The following is a 23,984-nucleotide window of genomic DNA, read 5'->3' on the forward strand; positions in this document are numbered from 1 at the left end:
CGGTGGATGCCCGGCGTGGTCGCGCGCCGGGCATCCCTTCCCACGACCAGGTGAGGAACCGCCATGGTGTTTCGCATACCTCGGCCCCGTCGGTACGGACGTCTGTCCGCGCCGGCCACCGCCCTGGTGCTTGTCGCCGTCGGCGCCACCGCGGTGGCGGCACCGATCGAGCCCGAGCAGAGCGCCCCCATCGTGGGCGCGCAGTCCGGCCGCTGTCTGACCGTCCCCGGCGCCGGCACCACCAACGGCACCCAGACCCAGCTCCAGGACTGCACCGGCGCGGCCGGCCAGACCTGGACCTACACGACCGGCAAACAACTGACCGTCCACGGCGACAAATGCCTCGACGCCAGCGGAAGCGGCACCACCAACGGCACCCCCGTCATCGTCTGGGACTGCAACGGCCAGAACAACCAGCAGTGGAACGTCAACCCCAACGGCACCATCACCGGCGTCCAGTCCGGACTCTGCCTCGACGCCAACGCCGGCGGCACCGCCAACGGCACCAGGGCCATCCTCTGGTCCTGCCACGGCGGCACCAACCAGCAGTGGAGCTCACCGACCCCGCCGCCGGACCCACCGGTGCCGGGCGGCGCGGGCACGTGCGACATCTACGCCTCGGGCGGCACCCCCTGCATCGCCGCCCACAGCACCGTACGAGCGCTCTACGGCACCTACAGCGGCACCCTCTACCAGGTCCGGCGCTCGTCCGACAGCACGACCCGGAACATCGGCGTCCGGAGCGCGGGGGGTGCCGCCGACGCGGCGACGCAGGACTCGTTCTGCGCGGGGACCACCTGTGTCATCACCGTCGTCCACGACCAGTCCGGCCGCGGGAACGACCTGTGGTACCAGGGATCGAGTGTGGTTCCCGGCTCCCCCCAGAGCCGCCCGGCGACCGCGACGTCGGAGTCGCTGACGGTCGGCGGCAGCAAGGCCTACTCGCTCTACATCAACCCCGGCAACAGCTACTGGCGGGACGGCCACCTGACCGGCGTGCCGACCGGCAGCGCGCCGGAAGGCATGTACATGGTGACCAGCGGCACCCATGTCAACGGTGGCTGCTGCTTCGACTACGGCAACAGTGAGACGACCCGAGCGGCCGACGCGGCCGGGGCGATGGACGCGATCAATTTCAGCACCCAGTGCTGGTTCGGCGGGTGCGCCGGCAACGGTCCATGGGTCCAGGCCGACCTCGAATGGGGGCTCTACTCCGGTGGCAGCCAGACCTGGAACACGAACCAGCGGGCCTTCACCAGCAAGTTCGTGACGGCGATGCTGAAGAACAACGGGACGAGCCGTTTCGCGCTGAAGGGTGCCAACGGCCAGGCCGGAAACCTGACCACGCTCTGGGACGGCGCGCTTCCGCCCGGCTACAGCCCCATGAAGAAGCAGGGCGCCATCATCCTCGGCAGCGGTGGTGACTGCTGTAAGCCCGGCGGCGGCGCGAACCTCAGCGCCGGCACCTTCTACGAGGGCGCGATGGTGTCCGGCTACCCGTCCGACGCGACCGACAACGCGGTACAGGCCAACATCGTCGCCGCCGGCTACCGCTGAGTTGCTCATCCATGAAGGGAGAAACATGATGCGACAAGGCAACAACCATCACCGATGGCGCACATCGATCGCCGTGGCCCTCACCCTCCTACTCGCCGCGGCCGGTATCAGCGGCATCGGACTGACGTCCGCCGCCGCGGCCGAGGCCCCCTCCGCCGCCCCGAGCGCCGGATGCGGCAAGCCCCCCACGCTGTCGAGTGGTCCGCGCTCGATCCAGAGCAGCGGCAGGACGCGGAACTACATCCTGCGGGTCCCCGCCAACTACGACAACAACCGGCCGTACCGAGTGGTCTTCGGCTTCCACTGGAACGGCGGTACCGCGGGCGACGTCGACTCGGGCGGAACCAGCGGGTACTCCTGGTCGTACTACGGCCTGCGGGCGATCTCGAACGACAGCGCGATCTTCGTCGCGCCCCAGGGCCTCGGGAACGGCTGGGCCAATTCCAACGGCGAGGATCTGACCTTCGTGGACGACATGATCAGGCAGATCGACGCGGGCCTGTGTGTCGACACGACCCAGCGCTTCGCCGGAGGTTTCAGCTACGGCGGCGGCATGAGTTTCGCACTCGCGTGCGCCCGGCCGACCGTGTTCCGCGCGGTCGCCGTGTACGCGGGCGGGCAGTTGAGCGGGTGCAACGGCGGTACCCAGCCGGTCGCGTACATCGGACTGCACGGCTTGCGGGACCCGGTGCTCCCGATCGCCACGGGACGTTCGCTGCGTGACAGGTTCGTGCGGAACAACGGCTGCACTCCCCAGAACCCGCCGGAGCCGGCACGGGGCAGCCTCACGCATGTCGTCACGACCTACTCGGGGTGCCGCGCCGGCTTCCCCGTGGCATGGGCCGCGTACGACGCGGGTCATACGCCCGGTCCGGTCGACGGCTCGGCGGGTGACTTCGAACCGGGTGAGAGGTCGTGGACCCGGGCGGTGGTGTGGAACTTCTTCACGCAGCTCGACGGCTCGGATCCCGCCCCGCCGGATCCGACGACGTTCCGGCTGCGCAACGAGGGTTCGGGGCGGTGCCTGGACGTCAACGGCGCGAACGCGGCCAACGGCACACCGATGATCATCTGGGACTGCCACGGCAACGCCAACCAGCAGTTCACCCAGAACGGTCAGGCGCTGCAGGTGCTGGGCAAGTGCCTGAACGTTCCGCCCGACGCCGCCGCCGGTACGCGGGTCCAGATCCAGGACTGCAACGGTGGCGCCAACCAGCAGTGGGCCCTCAACAGCAGCGGCACGATCCGCAACGCTCAGAGCGGGTTGTGCCTGGACGTCAACGGCGCGAGCACCGCCAACGGCTCCGCTGTCGTCGTGTGGGGCTGCCACGACGGCGCCAACCAGCGCTGGGCGCGAGCCTAGACGCACGAGAGGGCCACCTCCCCTGGGGGAGGTGGCCCTTGCGGCGTGCCGTGTCAGCTCAGGGCAGGGTCCATTTCTGGTTGGCGCCGCCGTGGCAGGACCACAGGTTCACGAGGGTGCCGTCCGAGGAGTTGGCGCCCGACACATCCAGGCACTTGCCCGACCGCGGGTTCCGCAGCGACCCGTCCGGGTGGGCCTGCCAGTTCTGGTTGGCACCACCGTTGCAGGACCACAACTGGACCTTCGCCCCGTCCGCCGTGCTGTTGCCGCTGACGTCCAGGCACTTGCCCAACGCCTTGACCGTCGACCCCGGCGCCACCGTCCACTGCTGCCTCGCCGACCCCGCACAGGACGAGATCTGCACCGCCGTCCCATCCGCCGAACCACCGTCACGGACATCCAGACACTTGCCCGCGACCCCCACGATCGGACCCGCGCCGGGGGTGGGTGGCGGGCTGCCGCCCAGGTCCTTGAGCCGGACGTTGCGGAACGACACGTCGTCCCCCGTGCCGTGGTTCTGGATGCCGACGTGGCCGGCGAGCGAGCGGGCGGGGTCGGTATTGGTGAAGTCGTTGATCTTCATGCCGTTGAGCCAGACCTGGAGCCGTTCGCCCTCCACCAGCACCTCGAAGGTGTTCCACTCGCCCGGTGGGTTGAGCGCCGCGTCCCGGGCAGCCGTGTCGGGGGCCTTGACGGCGTAGATCGAGCCGGTCGTGCGGTCGGGTGCGTCGGTGGCGTCGATCTGGACCTCGTAGCCGTTGTCCAGTGCCGACGACGGGTCGTTGGTCGGTGGGAAGCCCACGATCACGCCGGAGTTGTCGTCGCCGGGCATCTTCCAGTCCAGCTTCAGCGAGTAGTTGGTGAACTGCCGGGCGCTGTACCAGAGCATGCCCATGCCGCCGTACGAGGCGAGGGTGGCGTCCGCGTTGGTGAAGCCGCCCGGGCCGGCCTGCGACCAGCCGGTGGTCGAGCCGTTGTAGAGGGCCGTATAGCCGGTCTCGGGCCGGCAGTCGGCCTTGGTCCGGCCTGCCGCGTACCGGATGCCACCGAGCAGGTGCGCCCGGAACGCCGGCTCCGCGTACGACGCCTGACTGTGCCCGCCGCCGGTGTAGAAGGCCCGGCCACCCGAGTGGGTCTTGCACCAGCTGTGCGGGTGGTCGGCACCCATCGAGCCGCCCGAGTACGACGACTCGTCCAGCGTGGTGAGCACGCGCGCGGTGGTGCGGGGGTTGGTCCGGAAGTTGTACCACTCATCGGTGCGGGTCCAGGTCTGCGGCAGGTGGGCGGTCGCCGCGTGCGCCCGCCCCTCCACCTTGACGTTGGCCTGCTGGACAGCGGGGTGCGAGGCGAAGTAGGCGCCGACCAGCTCCCCGTAGAACGGCCAGTTGTACTCCGTGTCCGCGGCCGAGTGGACGCCGACGAAGCCGCCGCCCGTGCTGATGTACGACTGGAACGCCGACTGCTGGGCGTCGTTCAGAACGTCGCCGGTGGTGTTGAGGAAGACCACCGCCTCGTAGCGGCTCAGGTTGCCGGTGGTGAAGTGGCTGCCGTCCTCCGTGGCCGTCACCGTGAAACTGTTCGCCGCGCCGAGGTCGCGGATGGCCTGGATCCCCGCCGGGATCGAGTCGTGCCGGAAACCGGCGGTCCTGGAGAACACGAGGACGTCGTAGGACGTGTCCGCGGCGTGGACGGGGTGGGGCTGCCCGAGGAGGACCAGCGTGGCGAGTGCCGTGGCCGCCCCACCGAGCAGGGTTCGGAATTGTCTGCGCATGTGCGTCGCTCCCTTCTTGGTGACCGACATCAGGGCAGGGTCCATTTCTGGTTGGCGCCGCCGTGGCAGGACCACAGGTTCACGAGGGTGCCGTCCGAGGAGTTGGCGCCCGACACATCCAGGCACTTGCCCGACCGCGGGTTCCGCAGCGACCCGTCCGGGTGGGCCTGCCAGTTCTGGTTGGCACCACCGTTGCAGGACCACAACTGGACCTTCGCCCCGTCCGCCGTGCTGTTGCCGCTGACGTCCAGGCACTTGCCCAACGCCTTGACCGTCGACCCCGGCGCCACCGTCCACTGCTGCCTCGCCGACCCCGCACAGGACGAGATCTGCACCGCCGTCCCATCCGCCGAACCACCGTCACGGACATCCAGACACTTGCCCGCGACCCCCACGATCGGACCCGCGGACGGGCCTCCCCCGGTGTCGAAGGTGAACGCGTCGACGTCGAAGAGGAATCCGGAGCCGCCGGCGAAGGTCAGGTAGAGCGTGGTGGTGCCGGCCGGTGCACCGGAGATCGAACCGCCCACGGTGGTGAAGTTCGTCCACGAGCCGGTGACCGGGACGGTGGCGGAGCCGAGAACGGTGCCGGTCGGCGAGCCGGCCCGAACCTGCAACGTGCCGCCCGCGCCGGCTGACGACACCCGGGCGGTGAACGACGTGGCGTTGCTCAGCTTGTACGGCTCGAACGCGATCCAGTCGCCGTTCTCGATGTCGCCGACGGACTTGCCGCCCTCGGCGGTCGACTTGTCCAGGGTGGCGATGCCGGACGACGTCTCGTAGTGCTCGGCCTGCCGGTGCTTCGGCTGCAGGATGTGCTGTGTGTGCGTGGTGAGCCCGGCGCTGTCGGTGTACTCGGCGTCGAAGACCCCGAAGATGTTCGCCGCGTCGTCGTGCTCGCCGTCGACCGGGATGGTGATGGTCCCGGAGCAACCGGTCTTCGAGGTGATCGGGTGCCCGTGGCTGTCGTGACCGACGATGTACGTCATCTTGACCTTGGCGCAGTCGACGGTGCCGTCCTCCGGATCCGTCACGGTGATGCTGAACGGCACGGTGTCGCCGAAGGCGAAGATCTCCCCCGCGGCGGGTCTGTTGATGGTCACGGTCGGCGCGGTGTTTCCGACGGTGATCCGCACGTCGGCGGTGCCGGTGGCACCCTGCGGGTCGCGCACGGTCAGCGTGGCCGTGTAGTTCCCGTTCGTGTCGTACGTCTTCGTCGGGTTGGCGGCGGTGGAACTGGTGCCGTCACCGAAGCTCCACGCATAGGTCAGTGCCCCACCGTCAGGGTCGGAGGAGCCGGCCGAGGAGAAGGTCACGGTCAGCGGCGCCGCGCCGGACGTCCGGTTGGCGCCGGCCACCGCCGTGGGCGCCCGGTTGCCGCCGCCGACGTGGTCGAAGCGGTACAGGGCGGAGTACTGGTCGCCCTGGTACAACCCGGCGCCGTAGTCCAGTACGTAGTAGGAGCCGTCCGGGCCGAACGCCGAGTCGATCACCTGCTTGCCGGTCCAGGGGAAGCTGTCGATGGTCCCCGGGGAGCCGTCGGCGTTGAGGTGGATCGGCTTGATCCAGCCGCGGCCGAACTCCGTGGCGAAGAACTGCCCGTCGAACGACTGCGGGAACTTCGTGGGCGAGCTGAGGTCGGGGTCGTACCGGTACACCGGGCCCGCCATCGGCGACTCCGAGCCACCGCCGAACGCCGGCGGGCTGCCGGCGTCGCCGCCGTAGCGGATCCAGGCGGCCTTGGCGGGGGGCAGGGTGCTCAAGCCGGTATTGCGGGGCGAGTTGTTCGTCGGCCCGCCCGAGCAGTTGTACTTCCCGCCCGCCGTGTTGGTGGCGAAGTCCCACTCGGCGTACGTCTCGGAGCTCGTGTTCGTGCCGGTGCAGTAGGGCCAGCCGTAGAAGCCCGGGCCCGTGACGCGGTTGAACTCGACCTGGCCCTGCGGCCCGCGCCCCGAGGTGGCACCGGCATCGGGGCCGTAGTCGCCGACGTAGACGGTGCCGGTGGCCTTGTCCACGCTCATCCGGAAGGGGTTGCGCAGGCCCATCGCGTAGATCTCCGGCCGGGTCCTCGCCGTGCCGGGCGGGAAGAGGTTGCCTGCCGGGATCGAGTACGACCCGTTCTCGTTCACCTTGATCCGTAGGATCTTGCCGCGCAGGTCGTTGGTGTTGGCGGCTGTACGCTGCGCGTCGAACGCCGGGTTGCGGTTGGTCCGCTCGTCGAGTGGGGAGTACCCGGCGGACTCGAACGGGTTGGTGTCGTCGCCTGTGGACAGGTACAGGTTGCCTGCCGCGTCGAAGTCGATGTCTCCGCCGGCGTGGCAGCAGATGCCCCGGTCCGCCGACACGTCGAGAATGTCCACCTTGCTGGACTGGTCGAGTGTGAAGTCGGCGTTGAGCGTGAACCGGGAAAGCCGGTTGACACCCTGCCATGCCGCCCAGTTGCCGCCGGTGGTCGGTGCGTCGCCTCCTGGTGTGGACAGCGGCGGGGCGTAGTAGAGGTAGATGTGCCGGTTGGTGGCGAAACCCGGATCGATGTCGATGCCCTGCAGACCGTCCTCGTCATGCGCGTACACGGGGATGCTGCCGATCACCTTGGTGGTGCCGTTGGCATCTGTACGGCGTACGGTCCCGTTGCGAGCGGTGTGCAGAACCGACCGGTCCGCGAGTACGGCCAACGACATCGGCTCACCGACCTCCGCGACCCCGCGGGCCAGTTGGACCTGCTGGAAGTCGGAGGCGTTGATCGGGTGCGCCGAAGCCGGCGTCGCGCCGGACAGGTTCGCGATGAGAGCGGCCGCGACCAGGAGCAGAGCCGAAGCGATGGCCGGCCAACGTGCGGCCGCAGCCCTTTCGATGTTCATGACCATGACAATTACGTCCCCTTTTCCTGAACAGATGACTGCCAGGCTTGGGGCGCGCGCTGCCGCGCCGATGCCGTAGCGGGATGTCGCCGCTTCGGCCCGCCAGGTGTGCGTCAGCGGGCCACTACGCCGAGCGGGGGCAACCGCTCGGAAAACACCGGGAGTCGATGGCTACCGCGCTGTCGGGTCACATCGACGACCGTGATGGTCCGTCAGCAAGGCTAGGAGACTTCAGCCCGACGTGTCCACACTTCCCTCCGAACCGGTCGGGTTCTAGAGCTGGTTACGGAGCTCAGAGACGCGACCCACGAGACGGTCTCGACGCTTCTCCGTCGCTCGGGTGGAGACGGACACCGGCCGGCAGGTCGCGGCCGCGGCGGGCCTCGGTCCACTCGTCGTTTTCACCCCCGGCAGGGGCCTTTTGGCCAGCCTGCTCTCTTGTTCCGTCAGGGGGACCCGTCGCGTCGGCCCGGCGGCGACCGGATAGCCTGCGCGGGGACAGCGGCCCGGCCCGTGGGGGGAAGCGTGAGCGACGTCGGCGACACCCGATCCGTCGAAGGCGAGACCAAGGCTCCGCGGCCTCGGCGGAGCCGGCTGCATCGTCTGATGCGCTACCTCCCCCTGATCGCGCCCGTGCTGCTGTGGGTGGTGCCCTGCTGGGTGCTTCTGCACACCGGCCAGCACTGGCCGCTGCCCGTCACGCTCATCGGCACCGCGCTGTTCGTCCTCGGTCTCGTCGGCATGCCGTTCGCGATGGCGCGTGGTCACGGCCGGCGTCAGCAGGACCGGGCGGCGATCGTCGGTGACAGCCTGCTGGGTGTCAGCTGGGTGCTGTTCACCTGGTCGGTGCTGCTGGGGGTCCTGCTGCGGCTCGCGTTGGGCGTGGCGGGCGTCGGTGAGGGCGAGGAACGGGCCAGGATCGTCACCTGGGCCGTCGTCGGCGTGGCCGCCGTCCTGCTCACCTGGGGGTATGCCGAGGCTCGCCGTGTGCCGCGCGTGCGCCGGCTCGACGTGCCACTCCCGCGACTGGGTGCCGGGTTGGACGGCCTGCGCGTCGTCCTCGTCACGGACACCCACTACGGCCCGCTCGATCGCGCCCGCTGGTCGGCGCGGGTGTGCGAGACGGTGAACACCCTGGAAGCCGACCTGGTCTGTCACACCGGCGACATCGCGGACGGCACGGCCGAGCGACGCCGGGCGCAGGCCGTCCCGCTCGGTACCGTGCGGGCGACCCGGGCCCGGGTGTACGTCACCGGCAACCACGAGTACTACAGCGAGGCCCAGGGCTGGGTCGATCTGATGGACGAGCTGGGCTGGGAACCGCTCCGCAACCGCCATCTGCTGCTCGAACGCGGAGGCGACACCCTCGTGGTCGCGGGTGTGGACGATGTCACCGCCGAGTCCTCCGGCCTGGCGGGCCACCGCGCCCACCTCGCCGGAGCCCTGAACGGCGCCGACCCCGACCTGCCGGTCCTGCTCCTGGCACACCAGCCCACGTTCGTCGACCGGGCGGCGGCCGCCGGTGTCGACCTCCAGCTCTCCGGCCACACCCACGGGGGCCAGATCTGGCCCTTCCACCACCTGGTCCGCCTCGACCAGCCCGCTCTCGCCGGCCTCAGTCGGCACGGCGACCGCACCCTCCTCTACACCAGTCGCGGCACCGGCTTCTGGGGTCCTCCGTTCCGTGTCTTCGCGCCCAGCGAGATCACTCTGCTCGTGCTCCGCTCCCCGCAGCCGCCCGCCTCACCGTGACAACGGGCGACGGATGACAAGCGAACGGACGACGGACATCGACGGGGGGGTGGAGCCAGGATCGGCCTGGCTCCACCCCATCGTGCGGGCGGGTGATCAGAACTGTGCGAAGAACCTCCAGATCTCTGCCTTGGTCCAGGTGGTGACTCCGCTTTCGCCGGAGGAGCCGTCGACCGGGCCGGGAATGTGGCCCCCGTCGAACGCGGCCCACTGGACCGGGTATCCGGCGCGGCAGCCGGAGTAGGTGGTGGTGAGGTGCGTGCGGCTGCCCGGCGCGGGCTCGCGCGGGCTCTGGGGGGTGCAGCCGTTGTTGCCGACGAACCGGTCGCGCAGGGACCGTCCCTGCGCGATGTTGAGGACGGAGTCGCCGACGCCGTGGATGCCGAGGTAGGCGACGGGCCGGCTGCCGCCGTCGCACCCGCTGATCTGGGCGCCGGAGATGACAGCGACGGCCCTGAAGACGTTCGCCCGGCTGCAGGCGAGTGCGTAGCTCATGCCGCCGCCCCAGCTGAATCCCGTGGCGAAGCGCTGGGCGGGGTTGACGCAGAGGCCGCCCTCGATCCGTCGGATCATGTCGTCGACGAAGGTGACGTCCTCACCGCCCGCGTTGGCCCAGCCGTTGCCGAGGCCCTGGGGCGCGACGAGGATCGCGCTGTTGTTCGACTGCTCCTGTTGGCCGTAGTAGGACCAGGCGTTTCCGCTGGTGCCGCCGGAGGCGACGTCGCCCGCGGTTCCGCCCCGCCAGTGGAAGGCGAAGATCAGCCGGTAGGGGCGGCTGTTGTCGTAGTTGGCGGGAACCCTGAGGATGAAGCTGCGGCTCTTGCCGCCGCTCTGGATCGTGTGCGTACCGCTCGCCAGTGCCGGGGCGTTGCCGCATCCGCCCGCGCCGCCGGACGACAGCTTGACCATCTGCCATTGCTGGTTGGCGCCGCCCCAGTCGGTGTACTGGACGACGTTGCCGCCGTCGGCGGTGGAGGCGCCCTGCACCTCCACCGCCTTGCCGCTGGTGCGGTTGATCAGCCGGACGTGGCCCGCGTCGGAGTCGGCCAGGCGGAACTGCTGGTTGGCTCCGTTGTGGTCGGCCCACTGCTGGATCGCGGCACCGTCCGCGGTGGAGGCGCCGGCCACGTCGAGGACCTTGTCCGAATGCCGGGCCTTGAGACGGTAGAAGCCGTCGCCGGAGTCCGTGAACCGCCATTGCTGATGGGTGCCGTCGTTGCGCGTCCGCTGGCTGACCCGCGTGCCGTCGGCGGTGGAGGCGCCGGTGACGTCCAGTGCCTTGCCGCTGTTGCGGTTGACCAGGACGTACCAGGCGTTGGTGTCCACCGTCGCCGCCTCGGCGGGCGTCGGGTTCACCGCGGCGAGCATGCCGATCGCGAGGGTCGCCGCCACCAGTGCGGCGACCCGCGACCACCAGCGGTGTCGTGCTGGAGCGGCTGGGTGTGCCGCACCGTGGGTCTTCATCGGTTCACCCTTTCGTCCGTGAAATCCGTGAAATCCGTGGAATCCGTGAGATCTGTGAGATCTGTGAGATCTGTGAGGCCCGTCAGGTCCCTACCGGGTCTCCTCAGGCGCGGGACCAGCGTTGGCCGCTGCCGTTCGAGCAGGAGGAGAGCTGGATCAGGGTGCCGTTGGCGGTGCCGCCCGCGGCGGTGTCGAGGCAGAGGCCGGACTGGACGCCGACGACGGTTCCGTCGGAGTTGAGGCGCCACTTCTGGTTGTCGCCGCCCCAGCAGCCGTAGATCTGGACCTTGGTGCCGTTGCCGGTGCCGGCGGCGTCCAGGCACTTGTTGCCGTAGACCCTCAGCTCGCCGGCGGCGGTGTACGTCCACTGCTGGTTGGTGCCGTTGTGGCAGTCCCACAGCTGGAGCTGGGTTCCGTCGGCGGTACCGGCACCGGGCACGTCCAGGCAGCGTCCCGATCCGACGCCCTTGACCGGTCGGGCGTCCGCGGGGGGCGTGGGGGTGCCGCCGTTGAGCGCGTTGAGGACGGAGGTGTAGGCCGGCTTCTTGGCGCCGCCGCCGGTGAACAGCAGCGGCGTCTGCTCCGCTCGCCAGGAGTCGGTGTCGCGCACGCCCCAGACGGTGATGCCGAGGCAGCGCGGGACGGCCAGGCAGTCGTTGGTCACGTTGGCGTAGGTCGTGCCCGAGGCGCCCTGGATGTCGAGTTCGGTGATGGCGACGTCGACGCCGAGGGCGGCGAAGTTCTGCAGTGTGGTGCGGAAGTTGCTGTTGTAGGGGCTGTCGTTGTTGAAGTGGGACTGGAAGCCGACGCAGTCGATCGGTACGCCGCGCTGCTTGAAGTCCCGGACCATGGCGTACATGGCCTGGGTCTTGGCCCAGGTCCAGTTCTCCACGTTGTAGTCGTTGTAGCAGAGCTTGGCGGCCGGGTCGGCGGCGCGCGCGGTGCGGAAGGCGACCTCGATCCAGTCGTTTCCGGTGCGCTGCAGGTTGGAGTCGCGCCGGGCTCCCGAACTGCCGTCGGCGAAGGCCTCGTTCACCACGTCCCACTGGGCGATCTTGCCCTTGTAGTGGGCCATCACGCCGTTGATGTGGCCGATCATGGCCTGACGCAGGGTGTTGCCGCTGAGGCTCTGCATCCAGCCGGGCTGCTGGGAGTGCCAGGCCAGGGTGTGGCCGCGTACCTGCTTTCCGTTCTGCACGGCCCAGTTGTAGACGCGGTCGGCGGCGGCGAAGGTGAACCGGCCCCGCTGCGGTTCGGTGGCGTCGATCTTCATCTCGTTCTCGGCCGTCACCGAGTTGAACTCACGGTTCGCGATCGTCGTGTACGCCGAGTCGCCCAGCCGGCCGGAGGCGATGGCGGTGCCGAAGTAGCGGCCGCTCTGTGCCGCGGCGGCACCGAGCGTGCTCTCGGCGGCGTGTGCGGCCGGTGGCGCGACGAGCGCGGCGACCGTGCCGAGGACGGTGACGAGCAGCGTGAGCAGCAGACCGCGGATCTTGGGGCGGACGTCGGGTCCGCGAAGGGCGTAGGAGCCCATGACTGTGCCTCCAGACAGGGTGGACATCACGGAAGGATCGAAAGCGCGGGCGGTGGCGATAGGGGCATGGGGGTGCTCCCTCGCGGCTCGCCGGGTCGGCAGCCGCGAACGGGGTGGCGCCGGTGCTCCGAAGGACGGATCCGCGGATCCGCGTGCGGCGGTGCGGGATCGGCCGTGCGGCACAGCCGTTCGGGGCGACATGGTCCGGGATCCCGAACCACGGTCGGTCACTCAGAGAGGGATGATTGAGGGATTGACAGTGAATCGTCAATACTCATCACAGAGAAACTTTCTGTTGTAGGTTCGAATCTTTCGGAAACACGTCGAGCGATCGAACATCGCTCACTCGACTCCCCTTCGCTCCATTCCCCTTGAATTGGCGCGCCTTGCCGCAAAGCCTCCGATGCGCCACGAGGAGCTGTTTGTAGACAGATCGGCGAGAGCCCTTGACCGAAGGAGCCCTCATTCCTAGCTTGTGGCGTCAAAGGTTCGGCTTGCGCTTCGAATGTTTCGAAGTCGTTCCTTACTTCCCGGTACGACCGCTCCGCTGTTCATCGGCGTCGCCTCACCCCGTCCCCAAGGAGGCCCTCTGATGTGGTTCCGCCACCCGTCCCCGGTCAGTCCGAGACGCCTCTTGGCTGTCCTCTCACCCCTGCTGCTCGTGGCCGCCTTCCTCGGCGCCCAGCCCGCCGCCGCGGCGACCGTCGACCCCAACGCCTCGTACGTGCTGGTCAACCGCAACAGCGGCAAGGCCCTGGACGTCCACAACAGGGCGACCGCCGACGGCGCCCGCATCACCCAGTGGACCAGGAACGACCAGGCCCAGCAGCAGTGGCAGTTCGTCGACTCCGGCGGCGGCTACTACCGCGTCAAGTCCCGTCATTCGGGCAAGGTGCTGGACGTCCACAACCTGTCCACCGCGAACGGCGGCTCGATCGTCCAGTGGGCCGACCTGAACGGCACCAACCAGCAGTGGCGGCTGGCCGACAGCTCCGACGGCCATGTGCGGCTCATCGCGCGCCACAGCGGCAAGGCCCTCGAAGTACAGGGCGCCGGCACCGCAGACAACGCCAACGTCGTCCAGTACGACGACTGGGGCGGCGCCAACCAGCAGTGGCAGCTCGTCAAGATCGGCGGCGACGGCTCCGGCCCGTGCGACCTTCCGTCGTCCTACCGCTGGACGTCGACGGGCGCGCTGGCGCAGCCCAGGGCGGAGTGGGCCTCGCTCAAGGACTTCACCGTCGCCCCCTACAACGGCAAACAGCTGATCTATGCAACGACCCACGGCGCCGCGGGAACGGGCAAGGCATGGGGCTCGATGAACTTCGGCCTGTTCACCAACTGGTCGGAGATGGCCTCGGCAAGCCAGAACGCGATGTCGTCCGGCACCGTCGCACCCTCGCTCTTCTACTTCGCACCGAAGAACATCTGGGTGCTCACCTACCAGTGGGGCGCGACCGCCTTCTCCTACCGGACGTCGACCAACCCGACCAACCCGAACGGCTGGTCAGCACCGCAGCCGCTGTTCTCCGGAAGCATCTCCGACTCCGGAACCGGCCCCATCGACCAGACGATCATCGGTGACGGGACGAACATGTACCTGTTCTTCGCCGGCGACAACGGCAAGATCTACCGGGCCAGCATGCCCATCGGGAACTTCCCGGGCAGCTTCGGCTCCTCGTACACAACGGTCATGAGCGACACGGTGAAGAACCTGTTCGAGGCGCCGCAGGTCTACAAGGTCAAGGACCGCAACCAGTACCTGATGATCGTCGAGGCTCGGGGTGCGGACGAGAAGCGCTACTTCCGCTCGTTCACCGCGACCAGCCTGAACGGCTCCTGGACACCCCAGGCCGCGACCGAGAGCAACCCGTTCGCCGGCAAGGTCAACAGCGGCGCGACCTGGACCAACGACATCAGCCATGGCGAGCTGATCCGCTCCAGCGCCGATCAGACGATGACCGTCGACCCCTGCAATCTGCAGTTGCTCTACCAGGGCCGCAGCCCCAACTCCGGCGGGGACTACGGCCTCCTGCCCTACCGCCCGGGTCTGCTGACCCTGCAGCGCTGACGGTGCGAACGCCGGCCCGGACGCCTAGTCGGCGTCCGGCTGGTGGTCGGCCCAGACATAGCTGTCCGGCAGCAGATCCGCCACGCGGACGGCGCGGATGCGGTCGCCCGCACCGACGATGACCCGGAGGGAGGGGAAGTAGTCGAGGAGGACCTGACGGCACCGGCCGCAGGGCGGCACCACTCCCCTGTCGCGGTCGCCCACGGCGACGACGGTGTCCAACTCGTAGGCTCCCAGAGCGGCGGCCGTGCCGATGAGGACCAGTTCGGCGCAGGGGCCTCCGGTGAAGTGGTAGGCGTTCACGGCCGTGATGACGCGGCCGTCACGCGCACGGGCCGCCGCTGCCATGGTGTGGTTGTCGCCCCGGCACCGAGTGCGCGCGACGTCGGTCGCGGCCCGGACGAGTTCGTGGTCGACGGGATGGATCTCGGTGGTCATCTGCGGTTTCGTCCTTGCTCGTCGGCAGCGGGCGACGCCCCGGCGGAGGGTGGGGTCACTCCGTCGGGGCGTCGTCGGGGTCGGCGGGCGGCTGGTCACCGGGGTGGTTCCGTCGTCGGTGGCCGAATCGGTGTCAGGCGCCCGGGGGATCGTCTCAGCTGCTCACCGGCTGCAGTTTGGCGCGGAAGTGCCGCAGGATCGGGGACTGTTCCACGATGCGGTAGCCGTGGACGGTTTCCGCGTTCTTGGCGATCTGTTCCAGGGTGCGGCCGACATGGTCGTAGTGGCTGCGGGTGTAGACGCGGCGCGGGAGCGCGAGGCGGACCAGTTCGTAGGGCGCGCTCTTGGTGGGGTTGCCGTCCTCGTCCTCCTCACCGAGGTAGAGGGAGCCGAGTTCGGCCGAACGGATACCGCCTTCGAGGTAGAGGCGGCAGGCGAGGGCGTGGCCCGGGTAGTGGTGGGGCGGTATGTGCGGGAGCAGGCGTCCGGCGTTGAGGTAGAGGGCGTGCAGGCCGGGGGGTTCGAGGATGTCGACGCCGGCCGAGCGGACGCGGTCGGCGAGGTGGGAGGCGACGTCGGCCCGTTCCGCGAGGTAGGCGGGTTCGGTGACCTCGAGCAGGCCGGTGGCCATCATGTCGAGGTCGCGGCCGGCGAGTCCGCCGTAGGTGGCGAAGCCTTCGGTGGCGATGAGGAGGCGTTCGCACTTCTCGGCGAGTTCGGGGTCGTTGAGACCGATGAAGCCGCCGATGTGGACGATGCCGTCCTTCTTGGCGCTCATGACGCAGCCGTCGGCGAGCCGGAACGCCTCTTCGGCGACCTGGCGCGGGGTGCGGTCGCGGTAGCCCTCTTCGTGACGGGTGACCAGCCAGGCGTTCTCGGCGAACCTGGCGGCGTCCAGGATCATGGGGACGCCGTGGCGGCGGCAGATCTCGGCGGTCTGCTTGAGGTTCTCCATGGAGACGGGCTGGCCGCCGCCCCCGTTGTTGGTGATGGTCATGATCACCACGCGGACGCGGGAGCCGTCCGGTCCTTCGAGGGTGGTGCGGAGCTTGTCGAGGTCGATGTTGCCCTTGAAGGGCCGTTCGCTGTCGAGGTCGCGGGCCTCGGCGCACGGGATGTCATGGGCCTGACATCCCGAAAGCTCCACGTTCGCCCGGGTGGTGTCGAAGTGGGTGTTGGCCAGGACGATGCCGCCGGGTTCGAGGAGCGTGTTGAACAGGATGCGTTCGGCGGCGCGCCCCTGGTGGGCCGGGAGGATGTGCCGGTAGCCGGTCAGCTCGGTCACGGTCTCGTGGAAGCGGTAGAACGAGCGCGAGCCCGCGTAGGACTCGTCGCCCTCCATGCCCGCCGCGAGCTGGGCGGCGGAGATGGCGCCGGTGCCGGAGTCGCTGAGCAGGTCGATGGTCACCTCCTCGGCGCGCAGGTCGAAGAGGTTGTAGTGCACCCGCTCCAGCGCAGCCTCGCGCTGTTGCCGAGTGGTGAGCGCGATGGGCTCGACGACCTTGATGCGGTAGGGCTCCATGCTGATCCTTGCTCCTGGAGTACTGCGGAATGCTTCGTCGTTGCTGTACCGACGGACGGACGCGTGCCGTACGGAGGGCTGTGCGGGGCGGTCCGCCGACGGGGTGTTCGGGGGCCGGACCTCATAGGCCTCCGACGAGATGTACGTGGTCACCCGGGGCGGCTGGTGCTGCTCGTGGGCCAGTGCCAGGTACGCGATGAGTCCGGCGCCGTCCTGCGGGGAGCGTGGGGTGAGGGCGGCCAGCGACCGGGTGAGCGTGTCGGTGCCCAGCCCCTGGCGGCCGAGGACGGTTCCGGCCCGCCGGAGCGCCTCGGCGTCGTCCCGGACGTAGTCCCTGACCGGGACATGGAGGGTGAAGCCGGTGGGGCCTCCGGTCGTCCGGGTGAAGGAGTGGCAGGTGAGGACGGGGCGCCGGTCGAACCGCGCCTGAGGGGCCGGCGCCCGCCCTGCTCCGTCGAACCGTGCCGCCGGGGCCGGTGCCTGCCCCGCTCCGTCGCCGAAGCCGCCCGCCGTGCGGAGGAACTCCTCCAGCGTCGCGCCGTCGGGGCCGTGTTCCATCCGGCACAGGCCGCCGACGTCTGTCACCGGCAGCCCGCGGTGGGTGGCGTAGATCTTCACCCGGGGCGCCGCCCAGTCGCCCAGGTCGAGTGCGAAGAACGGGTGTCCGTCGGCCGGGGGCAGCGCGTCGAAGGCGTGCCGGTGGCCGAGGCGGTCGAGGGCTTCCCGGATCGTCGCGGCGGCTCTCGTCGCGCCGGACGCCGCCGGGTTGAGGTACACCTTCATCTTCGGCACGCCGCCCGGGCGCAGTTCCAGGGCGATCCACAGGGCCAGGGGGCCCTGCGGGTCGGGGGGCAGGAACAGGTCCTCCAGGGCGTCCAGTTGCCCGGTGTCGAAGCCCCAGCGCCGTGCCATGGACCGGACGACACGCAGCCCGGTGCGGCCGTCCTCGCGGAGGTCGCCGGCGCCGCATCCCGGTTCGAGCAGCACCCGCAGTCGGGGGGACGCGTCGGCGGCGAAGGAGAGCGAGAACTCCACGGGGGTGGAGTCGTCGGACAGGAAGCTGCGAGAGGGGGGCGGCAGGTCCAGGGACCGTTCGGCCGCCGCTCCGAGGGAGTCGGCCAGGACGTGCGCGTAGGTCTCGGCGTCGGACGGGCCGAGCCCCGACACCTGGCACAGGCGCCGCAGTTGGCCGGTCACGAGGTCGCCGAGCGTCCGGTCCTGCCGGGTCCTCCCGGCGCCGGACGCGAGGGCGCTCACCGGTGCTCCCGCCGCTGCTCGCGGGGGACGGGCGGGGTCGGGAACGAGGGTTTCTCCCTGTGGGTTCCCTGGGTAGAGAAGGAGACAGAAAGATACCCGCCGACCTCGGCGGGTATCTCGTGTCGCGGCGACCGGTGGCGGATCTCGCCTCTCGTGGCCTCCACATGGGTTAAAGCGGTGTGCCGTCGGGAGCGGCGGGAAATGTCCGGATGTCGAGCAGAAGCGGCGCCGGTGGATATGTGTTCCACGACACCTCCCTTTGTTCGTTGGTCACCACGAATTGCCGCCGCGTTACTACCCCGTTGGTTGAAAACTCATGCAGTGCCTTCTGTCACAGGATGTTGCGTGCGTCACCCCTTCAACCAGGACAGGAAGGAGCCCCACACACCTCGCTCCTGCTTCCGGCCCGCCGGGGCGCTCTCGCCGTGTGCGGCCGTCTCCGTGCGGGGCGGGTTGGGGCGCTGCATCACCTGGGGGGTGAAGCGGCAGGGAAGCGCGGCGAGCGCGCGGTGGAAGGGGCCCGGGCGCCAGGTGAGGCTGTCCGCGGGCACCGCGAGTTCGATGTCGTGCAGTCGGTTGAGCAGGTTCTCGATGGACACCATGGTGACCAGCCGGGCGAGTTCCTTGGAGGGGCAGGCGTGCGGGCCGGCGCTCCAGGACAGGTGGGCCCGCCTGCCGCCCGTCTGACGGGCCGTCGCGAGCGCCGGGTCGGTGTTGGCCGCCGTCATGCTGACGAGGACGAGGTCGCCGGCCCGCAGCTTGGTCCCGCCGAACTCCAGGTCGATGGCGGGGTAGTGCGGCGCGAAGTTCGCCATGGGCGGGTTCTCCCACAGCGTGTCGTCGATGGCTTCCTCGATGAGGCCGCCGTCGGCGTAGCGGTCGTGCAGGAGCAGGCGATGCAGGGTGTTGCCGATGAGGTTGCGCAGCGGTTCGGCGCCGGCGCCGAGGAGCAGGATCAGCTGGTGGACGAGCTCCTCGTCGGTCAGCCGCGCCTCGTGCCGCATCAGGTAGGACGTGACGTCGTCGGCGGGCCTGGCGCGCTTGAGGGCGACCAGTTCGAAGACGGCCTGGCCCAGCACCGCGTTGGCCTTCTCGGCGTTGACGCCTTCGAAGACACCGGAGATGCCGAAGACGACCCGGTCGCCGATGTCCGCCGGGCAGCCGAACAGCTCGTTGAAGACGAGCAGCGGCAGCTGCTTGACGTAGTCGTTCATCAGGTCGATGGAGCCGCGTGCGGATACCTGGGCCAGGAGGTAGTCGGAGGCCCGCTTGGTCATGTCGCTGATGCGGCGGGAGTCGACCTTGGCCAGGCTGTCGGTGATGGCCTGGCGGAGCCGGGCGTGCTCGGCCCCGTCGGTGAACATGGCGTTGGGGCGGTACCCCAGCATGGGGACGACCGGGCTCTCCGGGCCGATCTTGCCCTCGGCGACGTCACGCCAACGGCGCGCGTCCTTACGGAAGTTGCCGGAGTCCTGAAGCATGCGCAGCGCGGTCGCGTGGTCGGTGACGAGGGTGGCGTCGACGCCGGGCGCGATCTCGACCGGAGCGGTCTGCCCGTAGTGCCGCATGTACGCGTAGTACGCCTGCGGGTCGGCCGCGTACTCCGGCCCGTACAGCGGAACCCGCATGCCGCTGTCGTGGGCGGGGCAGCCGGGCGGGGGTGCGGGGAAGGTGGAGTCGGGGGTCATGTCTGCTCTGCTCCTAACGGGCGCGGTCCATCAAGTAGCGGACGAGCGTGATCAGTGCTTCGGCCGACGACCGTTCGTCCCGCGCGTCGCAGGTGACGATCGGGGTGTCGTCGAGCAGATCGAGCGCTTCGCGCAGTGCCCTGGCATCACGTATGGATGTGCCGTCGAAGTGGTTGACCGCGATCGCGTAGTCGAGTCCGTACTGCTCGATCAGGTCGATCACGGCGAACGAGTCGGCCAGCCGCTCGGGGTCGACCAGCACGAGCGCCCCGAGGGCGCCGCGTGCCATGTCCTCCCACATCTGTACGAAGCGCTGCTGGCCGGGGGTGCCGAAGAGGTACAGCACGACGCGGTCGCTGACGGTGAGGCGGCCGAAGTCCATGGCGACCGTGGTGGTGGTCTTGCCCTGGACGCCCTTGAGGTCGTCGATCGCCTCGCCCGCCTGGGTCATCGTCTCCTCGGTGGAGAGCGGCGAGATCTCGGAGATCGACCCGATGAACGTGGTCTTGCCGACCGCGAAGTGCCCGACGACCAGGATCTTCACGGCGGTCTGCGTCTCTCCGCCGGGAACGTAGGCCCGCTCATCCAAACTTGGACTGGAGACCATGGAGCACCTCCTCGAGAATCTGCAGGTTGGCGACGGGCGCGCGCGCCGCCGCCGGCGGTCGGGTGACGAGGTAGCCGGCCTCGGAGAGGGCGGCGAGCAGGATCTTGACCACTCCCACCGGCAGGTGCAGGTGGCCGGAGATCTCGGCGACGGAGAGATAGCCTCCGACGCACATCCCCAGCAGGTTCTGCTCCTCGGGCGAGAGGCGGGCGGGCCGCTGCTGCTGGTCGACGACCGCGGTGACCAGCGTGATCAGCGAGAACTGGCTCTCGCCGGGCAGGCTGCGGCCGCCGGTGATGACGTACGGGCGTACTAATTCGGCGGCTTCGTGCTCGTGCCGGTCGGAGTCGGTCATGGCCGCACCACGCTCTCCCGGGGCGGGGCGGTCATGACCTTGCCCAGTTGTCGGACGAGCTGCTGCATGCGGAAGGTGATGTCCGCCATGTCGACGTCGGAGGAGGCCGACACCGCGAGGTAGGCGCCGTCCCCGGCCGAGATCAGGAAGATCCAGCCACCGTCGAACTCGACGAGGGTCTGCTGCCAGCGCAGGTCGGAGCGGGAGCAGAAGAACGCCAGGGACCGGCTGAGCGACTGCATGCCGCTCATCGCGGCGGCGGCCTTGTCGGCGTCGTCCTTGTCCACGTCCTTCGAACGAGCCCTCAGCAGCCCGTCGGAGGAGACCAGAACCGCGTGGAGGGCTCCGGGGATCTCCAAGGCGCTGTCAAGCATCCAGGAAAGATCGTTGTTCATGGGACCTCGTGCCCTTCGCTGCTCGCGTCACGGGTTCCGCCCGGCCGCTCCCCCTCCGGATGTGTGGCGCGGCCCGCGTCCGTGCCCTGCTTGAAGGCGGCCATGATCGCTGCCGTCTCCTCGCTGCGGCGCTTCGGGGCCGGGGCGGCGGTCGGGCCGGTCGAGACCAGGGCCATCGGCCGCTTGCGCCGCCGCTTGGGCAGACCGTCCTCGGTCGTGCCGAGGGGCAGCGCGGGCTCGGGAGCGCTCTCGTACGCCGCGGTGCGCGTCTCGACGGCCGAGGGCTCCTCTCGCGGCGCCACCGACTCCACCGACGCGGCCGGCTGCTTGGGCACCGGCATGTCGGTGAGCAGTTCGTCGGGCAGCAGCACGACCGCCCGCACTCCTCCGTAGGGGGAGGTGGAGTCCACCGAGACCGTGAAGCCGAACCGCTCGCAGAGCACGCCGATCACCGCGAAGCCGAACTGCGGCGGGTTGCCGAGGCCGGAGACGCCCGTGGCGCGCTCGCTCGTCAGGAGCTTCTCGGCCCTGGCCTTCTCCTCCTCGTTCATGCCGACACCGGCGTCGTCGACGATGATGCAGACACCCTTGGGCACGGAGCGCACGTTGATCTCGACCACGGTGTCCGGGCTGGAGTAGCTGGTCGCGTTGTCGAGCAGCTCCGCGAGGGCCAGTGCCACCGGTTCGACGGCCCGGCTGGTGACGCCGAAGTCGACCTTGGACAGGATGTGGGCCCGCTGGAAGTGGCGGATCCTGCCCTGGGCGCTGCGGACCACGTCGTAGACCGAGGCCACGTCGCGGTGCCGGCCGAGCCAGCCCTCGCACAGCACGGCGATGGACTGGGCACGCCGGCCGAACTGCGCGTTCATGTGGTCGATCTCCAGAAGGTCCTGGAGCATGACGGAGTCACCGTACTTGCGCTGCAGTCCGGAGATGATGCGCTGCTGTTCGGCGGCGAGGCCCTGCAGGGTCCGCATGGCGGACTTCAGCGCGGTCCTCGTCTCGCCCTCGGCCTCCTGCTGTGCCGAGCGGACGGACTCCGAGTATTGGCTCTCCAGCTCACCGTAGTGGTTCCTGAGCCCTGCGATCTCCCGCCGTAATGTGCGCGCCGCCCGTCGCTGGCGAACGATGAGGGCGGCGGCGACAAGGGTTACGACAAGGAGCGCCCACAGCGCCGGGTTTTGTATGTATTGCGTCATGAGACCCTCTTCAGGCGGCCGATAGCCAGCTACTGAATTCCTGTCAATTCACACGTACCGAAGGTCAGCCATTCCAGGGTTGCCACGAGGAATTCACCAAAGACGAGGGATGCTCCTTTTGCACCCATCCGTCCACTCGGTAAGTGCCGTGATCGTATCATCACTCAACCTGATGACTGAGGGTCAGCCTGGGTACCCCTGGCGACAGTTGACCCCAACCGGAACGTGTTGAACACGGGCACAAGCCGCATTGCCGCAGACGACTGCCGTACCCCAGCGCGGCGTTGACTCGTGTACTCGCCCACCGGCCTTGAATCCGGCTGCAGTTGATGATCCTGACCGTCGCGCGAAAAGCCTCCCGGAAGTCATGATGGACGGTAAGCGGAACGTCAGGGGGAGATCGCTGTGCGTGGGGACCGCCGACCCGGCTCCGGGCTCGGGCCGGGACGCTCGTCGCGGTGCGCGGCCGTGCGCCCGCTCGACTCGCTCGGCTGATTCCGCGCCGAGAAGAAACGTCGAACCCGCGGCGGCGTGCCGACGATCCGCCGCGTCGACATCACGGAGGTTGTCATGTCTCACACAGAACACAGCGGCGTCAGCAGGCGGCGGTTCCTGGCCCGGTTCGGAGCCGGGACCGTGGCACTCGTGGCCGGTTTCGACCTGGTCGCCCGGCAGTGGGTGACCGAGGCGGCGGCAGCGGAGAACTCCGCCCTCGCCGGTGTGCCCCCGCTCGACGGCACGCTCGTCTTCGACGCGGCGTCCCTCACGGCGAACGCGCACGACCAGGGCAACATCGTGTTCCGGAGACCGTGCGCGGTACTCCGGCCGGGGTCCGTCCAGGACGTCCGGAAGATGGTCGCCTTCTGCGCCGACCACGGCATCAAGGTGGCACCGGCCGGCGCGCACCACGCGATGTTCGGCCAGCCGCTGGTCAGCGGGGGCCTGGTCATCGAGATGCGGTCGCTGGACACCATCCACTCGATCGGCGCGGACGGCGCCGACGTCGACGCGGGCGTGCTGTGGCAGGACCTGATCAGGGCCGCCTTCGCTCAGGGTCTCACCCCGGTCTCGATCACCAGCTACCTGGGGACGACGATCGGCGGGTCCCTGTCCATGGGCGGCATCGGGATGATGTCCGCCTACCGGGCGGGCGCACAGGTCGACCACGCTCGGCGGCTGCAGGTGGTCGCGGGCGACGGCCGGCTGAGGTGGTGCTCAGGCACGCAGAACAGCGACCTGTTCGAGGCCGCGCTCGCCGGGCTCGGGCAGTGCGGTGTGATCACGCGGGCCACCGTCGACCTGGTGCCCGCCAAGCAGCTCGCCCGCACGTACCGGATCGGCTACCAGGACATCCCCACCTTCTTCCGGGACATCCGTGTCCTGGCGAACCGGGGCGAGTTCGACTCCCTCGGCAGCATCCCCCAGCCGGGCACCGCACAGCCCCTGACCCTGTGGGCCACCGTCTTCCACAACCCGGGCGACACCCCCGACACGACGCATCTGCTGCGTGGACTCAGCCCCGCCGCGGCCACGGCCGTCTTCGAGGACTCCCCCTATCTCGACTACATCTCCCTGGTCACCACCATGTACGACTCCTTCGCGGCGAACCTGGACTGGGACGCGAAGGTCAAGCCGTGGTCGGACCTGTTCCTGCCGGACGACGCGGTCGAGGACTACGTCGCGTCGGTGTTCCCGTCGCTGAGCGCCGAGGACCTCGGCCCGACCGGGTTCGGACTGATCTTCCCGATGCTGCGTTCGAGCTACCACCGGCCGCTGCTGCGGCTCCCCAGCGACGCGGGCGGCCCCTGGGTCTGGCTCGTCAGCGTGCTGACCGACGCCGCGCGGTCCGGCCCCGACCCCGACTTCGCGACACGGATGACGCAGCGCAACCGCCGCTTCTACCAGGAGGCGGCCGCCGTCGGCGGGGTGCGCTACCCGCACGGCGCGTGCACGTTCACCGCGGCCGACTGGCAGGCACACTACGGCTCGATGTGGTCGCGGTTCTCCGAGTGGAAGCACCGCTACGACCCGTCCGGCGTCCTGACCCCGGGCCCGGGCATCTTCTGACCCCGGGCGGCGGGGCCGGGGGGGCGGGGGGGGCCGCCCCCCCCCCCCCCCCCCGGCCCCGGGGCCGGCCCCCCCCCCGGCCC

Annotated in this window: 16 protein-coding genes; 5 read left to right on the forward strand and 11 right to left on the reverse strand. The window is 69.6% G+C overall.

Annotated features, from left to right (window positions below; translation table 11 throughout):
* Positions 1–63 precede the first annotated feature (63 nt).
* Both ACFU5F_RS27255 and ACFU5F_RS27260 read left to right on the forward strand, forming a co-directional pair.
* On the forward strand, positions 64–1,557 hold the full coding sequence (locus ACFU5F_RS27255; RefSeq protein WP_383892414.1) for an arabinofuranosidase catalytic domain-containing protein: 1,494 nt from the start codon (positions 64–66) through the stop codon (positions 1,555–1,557).
* A 28-nt stretch (positions 1,558–1,585) separates the two neighbouring features.
* Positions 1,586–2,920, forward strand: coding sequence for a ricin-type beta-trefoil lectin domain protein (locus ACFU5F_RS27260; RefSeq protein WP_383892448.1), 1,335 nt, complete (start codon positions 1,586–1,588; stop codon positions 2,918–2,920).
* A gap of 58 nt (positions 2,921–2,978) precedes the next feature.
* On the opposite strand, the gene ACFU5F_RS27265 is transcribed toward ACFU5F_RS27260, so the two are convergent.
* Together ACFU5F_RS27265 and ACFU5F_RS27270 are read right to left on the reverse strand one after the other, a co-directional pair.
* Positions 2,979–4,691, reverse strand: coding sequence for a ThuA domain-containing protein (locus tag ACFU5F_RS27265; protein WP_383892417.1), 1,713 nt, complete (start codon positions 4,689–4,691; stop codon positions 2,979–2,981).
* Between the two features lie 29 nt (positions 4,692–4,720).
* Positions 4,721–7,558: a carbohydrate-binding protein gene (locus ACFU5F_RS27270; protein ID WP_383892420.1), complete on the reverse strand. Its 2,838-nt coding sequence runs from the start codon at positions 7,556–7,558 to the stop codon at positions 4,721–4,723.
* A 519-nt stretch (positions 7,559–8,077) separates the two neighbouring features.
* On the opposite strand from ACFU5F_RS27270, the gene ACFU5F_RS27275 reads away from it, so the two are divergent.
* A complete protein-coding gene (locus ACFU5F_RS27275) occupies positions 8,078–9,304 on the forward strand; it encodes a metallophosphoesterase (protein WP_383892423.1) in 1,227 nt (408 codons plus the stop codon).
* 96 nt (positions 9,305–9,400) lie between these two features.
* Here the strand turns inward: ACFU5F_RS27275 and ACFU5F_RS27280 are convergent, their stop codons facing one another.
* Positions 9,401–10,699, reverse strand: a complete 1,299-nt coding sequence (locus ACFU5F_RS27280; protein WP_383892451.1) for an RICIN domain-containing protein — start codon at positions 10,697–10,699, stop codon at positions 9,401–9,403.
* A gap of 172 nt (positions 10,700–10,871) precedes the next feature.
* Positions 10,872–12,302: an endo-1,4-beta-xylanase gene (locus ACFU5F_RS27285; protein WP_383892454.1), complete on the reverse strand. Its 1,431-nt coding sequence runs from the start codon at positions 12,300–12,302 to the stop codon at positions 10,872–10,874.
* Between the two features lie 592 nt (positions 12,303–12,894).
* On the opposite strand from ACFU5F_RS27285, the gene ACFU5F_RS27290 reads away from it, so the two are divergent.
* On the forward strand, positions 12,895–14,373 hold the full coding sequence (locus ACFU5F_RS27290; protein ID WP_383892425.1) for a non-reducing end alpha-L-arabinofuranosidase family hydrolase: 1,479 nt from the start codon (positions 12,895–12,897) through the stop codon (positions 14,371–14,373).
* A gap of 24 nt (positions 14,374–14,397) precedes the next feature.
* Here ACFU5F_RS27290 and ACFU5F_RS27295 read toward each other — a convergent pair whose 3' ends face one another.
* The 7 genes from ACFU5F_RS27295 to ACFU5F_RS27325 form a co-directional block, all read right to left on the reverse strand.
* Positions 14,398–14,811 carry a cytidine deaminase family protein gene (locus tag ACFU5F_RS27295; protein ID WP_383892428.1) on the reverse strand — a complete coding sequence of 138 codons (414 nt, stop codon included), beginning with the start codon at positions 14,809–14,811 and terminating at the stop codon, positions 14,398–14,400.
* Positions 14,812–14,965: 154 nt separating this feature from the next.
* A complete protein-coding gene (locus ACFU5F_RS27300) occupies positions 14,966–17,590 on the reverse strand; it encodes a tryptophanase (protein ID WP_383892431.1) in 2,625 nt (874 codons plus the stop codon).
* 350 nt (positions 17,591–17,940) lie between these two features.
* Entirely contained in the window at positions 17,941–19,278 is a 1,338-nt protein-coding gene (locus tag ACFU5F_RS27305; RefSeq protein WP_383892434.1) for a cytochrome P450, read from the reverse strand.
* Between the two features lie 13 nt (positions 19,279–19,291).
* Entirely contained in the window at positions 19,292–19,885 is a 594-nt protein-coding gene (locus tag ACFU5F_RS27310) for an ATP/GTP-binding protein (RefSeq protein ID WP_013005331.1), read from the reverse strand.
* The gene (locus ACFU5F_RS27315; RefSeq protein WP_013005330.1) at positions 19,860–20,240 is read right to left on the reverse strand and encodes a DUF742 domain-containing protein; all 381 of its coding nucleotides are present in this window, start codon (positions 20,238–20,240) and stop codon (positions 19,860–19,862) included. Before ACFU5F_RS27315 ends, ACFU5F_RS27310 begins: the two co-directional genes overlap by 26 nt.
* Positions 20,237–20,635, reverse strand: coding sequence for a roadblock/LC7 domain-containing protein (locus ACFU5F_RS27320; RefSeq protein WP_037727590.1), 399 nt, complete (start codon positions 20,633–20,635; stop codon positions 20,237–20,239). Before ACFU5F_RS27320 ends, ACFU5F_RS27315 begins: the two co-directional genes overlap by 4 nt.
* Positions 20,632–21,834: an ATP-binding protein gene (locus ACFU5F_RS27325; RefSeq protein ID WP_383892439.1), complete on the reverse strand. Its 1,203-nt coding sequence runs from the start codon at positions 21,832–21,834 to the stop codon at positions 20,632–20,634. The genes ACFU5F_RS27320 and ACFU5F_RS27325 overlap by 4 nt, the downstream gene beginning before the upstream one ends.
* A gap of 570 nt (positions 21,835–22,404) precedes the next feature.
* Here ACFU5F_RS27325 and ACFU5F_RS27330 point away from each other — a divergent pair.
* The gene (locus ACFU5F_RS27330; RefSeq protein ID WP_383892442.1) at positions 22,405–23,901 is read left to right on the forward strand and encodes an FAD-binding protein; all 1,497 of its coding nucleotides are present in this window, start codon (positions 22,405–22,407) and stop codon (positions 23,899–23,901) included.
* Positions 23,902–23,984 lie beyond the last annotated feature (83 nt).

This window comes from Streptomyces sp. NPDC057438 (genome assembly GCF_042802995.1).
Taxonomy (GTDB): Bacteria; Actinomycetota; Actinomycetes; order Streptomycetales; family Streptomycetaceae; genus Streptomyces.

Bases quoted from the DNA above. Each gene is read 5' to 3' on its own strand.
- ACFU5F_RS27285 (WP_383892454.1), bottom strand. From the start codon at position 12,302: ATGGGCTCCTACGCCCTTCGCGGACCCGACGTCCGCCCCAAGATCCGC.
- ACFU5F_RS27315 (WP_013005330.1), bottom strand. From the start codon at position 20,240: ATGACCGACTCCGACCGGCACGAGCACGAAGCCGCCGAATTAGTACGC.
- ACFU5F_RS27305 (WP_383892434.1), bottom strand. From the start codon at position 19,278: ATGACCCCCGACTCCACCTTCCCCGCACCCCCGCCCGGCTGCCCCGCC.
- ACFU5F_RS27320 (WP_037727590.1), bottom strand. From the start codon at position 20,635: ATGAACAACGATCTTTCCTGGATGCTTGACAGCGCCTTGGAGATCCCC.
- ACFU5F_RS27295 (WP_383892428.1), bottom strand. From the start codon at position 14,811: ATGACCACCGAGATCCATCCCGTCGACCACGAACTCGTCCGGGCCGCG.
- ACFU5F_RS27260 (WP_383892448.1), top strand. From the start codon at position 1,586: ATGCGACAAGGCAACAACCATCACCGATGGCGCACATCGATCGCCGTG.
- ACFU5F_RS27310 (WP_013005331.1), bottom strand. From the start codon at position 19,885: ATGGTCTCCAGTCCAAGTTTGGATGAGCGGGCCTACGTTCCCGGCGGA.
- ACFU5F_RS27265 (WP_383892417.1), bottom strand. From the start codon at position 4,691: ATGCGCAGACAATTCCGAACCCTGCTCGGTGGGGCGGCCACGGCACTC.
- ACFU5F_RS27330 (WP_383892442.1), top strand. From the start codon at position 22,405: ATGTCTCACACAGAACACAGCGGCGTCAGCAGGCGGCGGTTCCTGGCC.
- ACFU5F_RS27325 (WP_383892439.1), bottom strand. From the start codon at position 21,834: ATGACGCAATACATACAAAACCCGGCGCTGTGGGCGCTCCTTGTCGTA.
- ACFU5F_RS27290 (WP_383892425.1), top strand. From the start codon at position 12,895: ATGTGGTTCCGCCACCCGTCCCCGGTCAGTCCGAGACGCCTCTTGGCT.
- ACFU5F_RS27270 (WP_383892420.1), bottom strand. From the start codon at position 7,558: ATGGTCATGAACATCGAAAGGGCTGCGGCCGCACGTTGGCCGGCCATC.
- ACFU5F_RS27255 (WP_383892414.1), top strand. From the start codon at position 64: ATGGTGTTTCGCATACCTCGGCCCCGTCGGTACGGACGTCTGTCCGCG.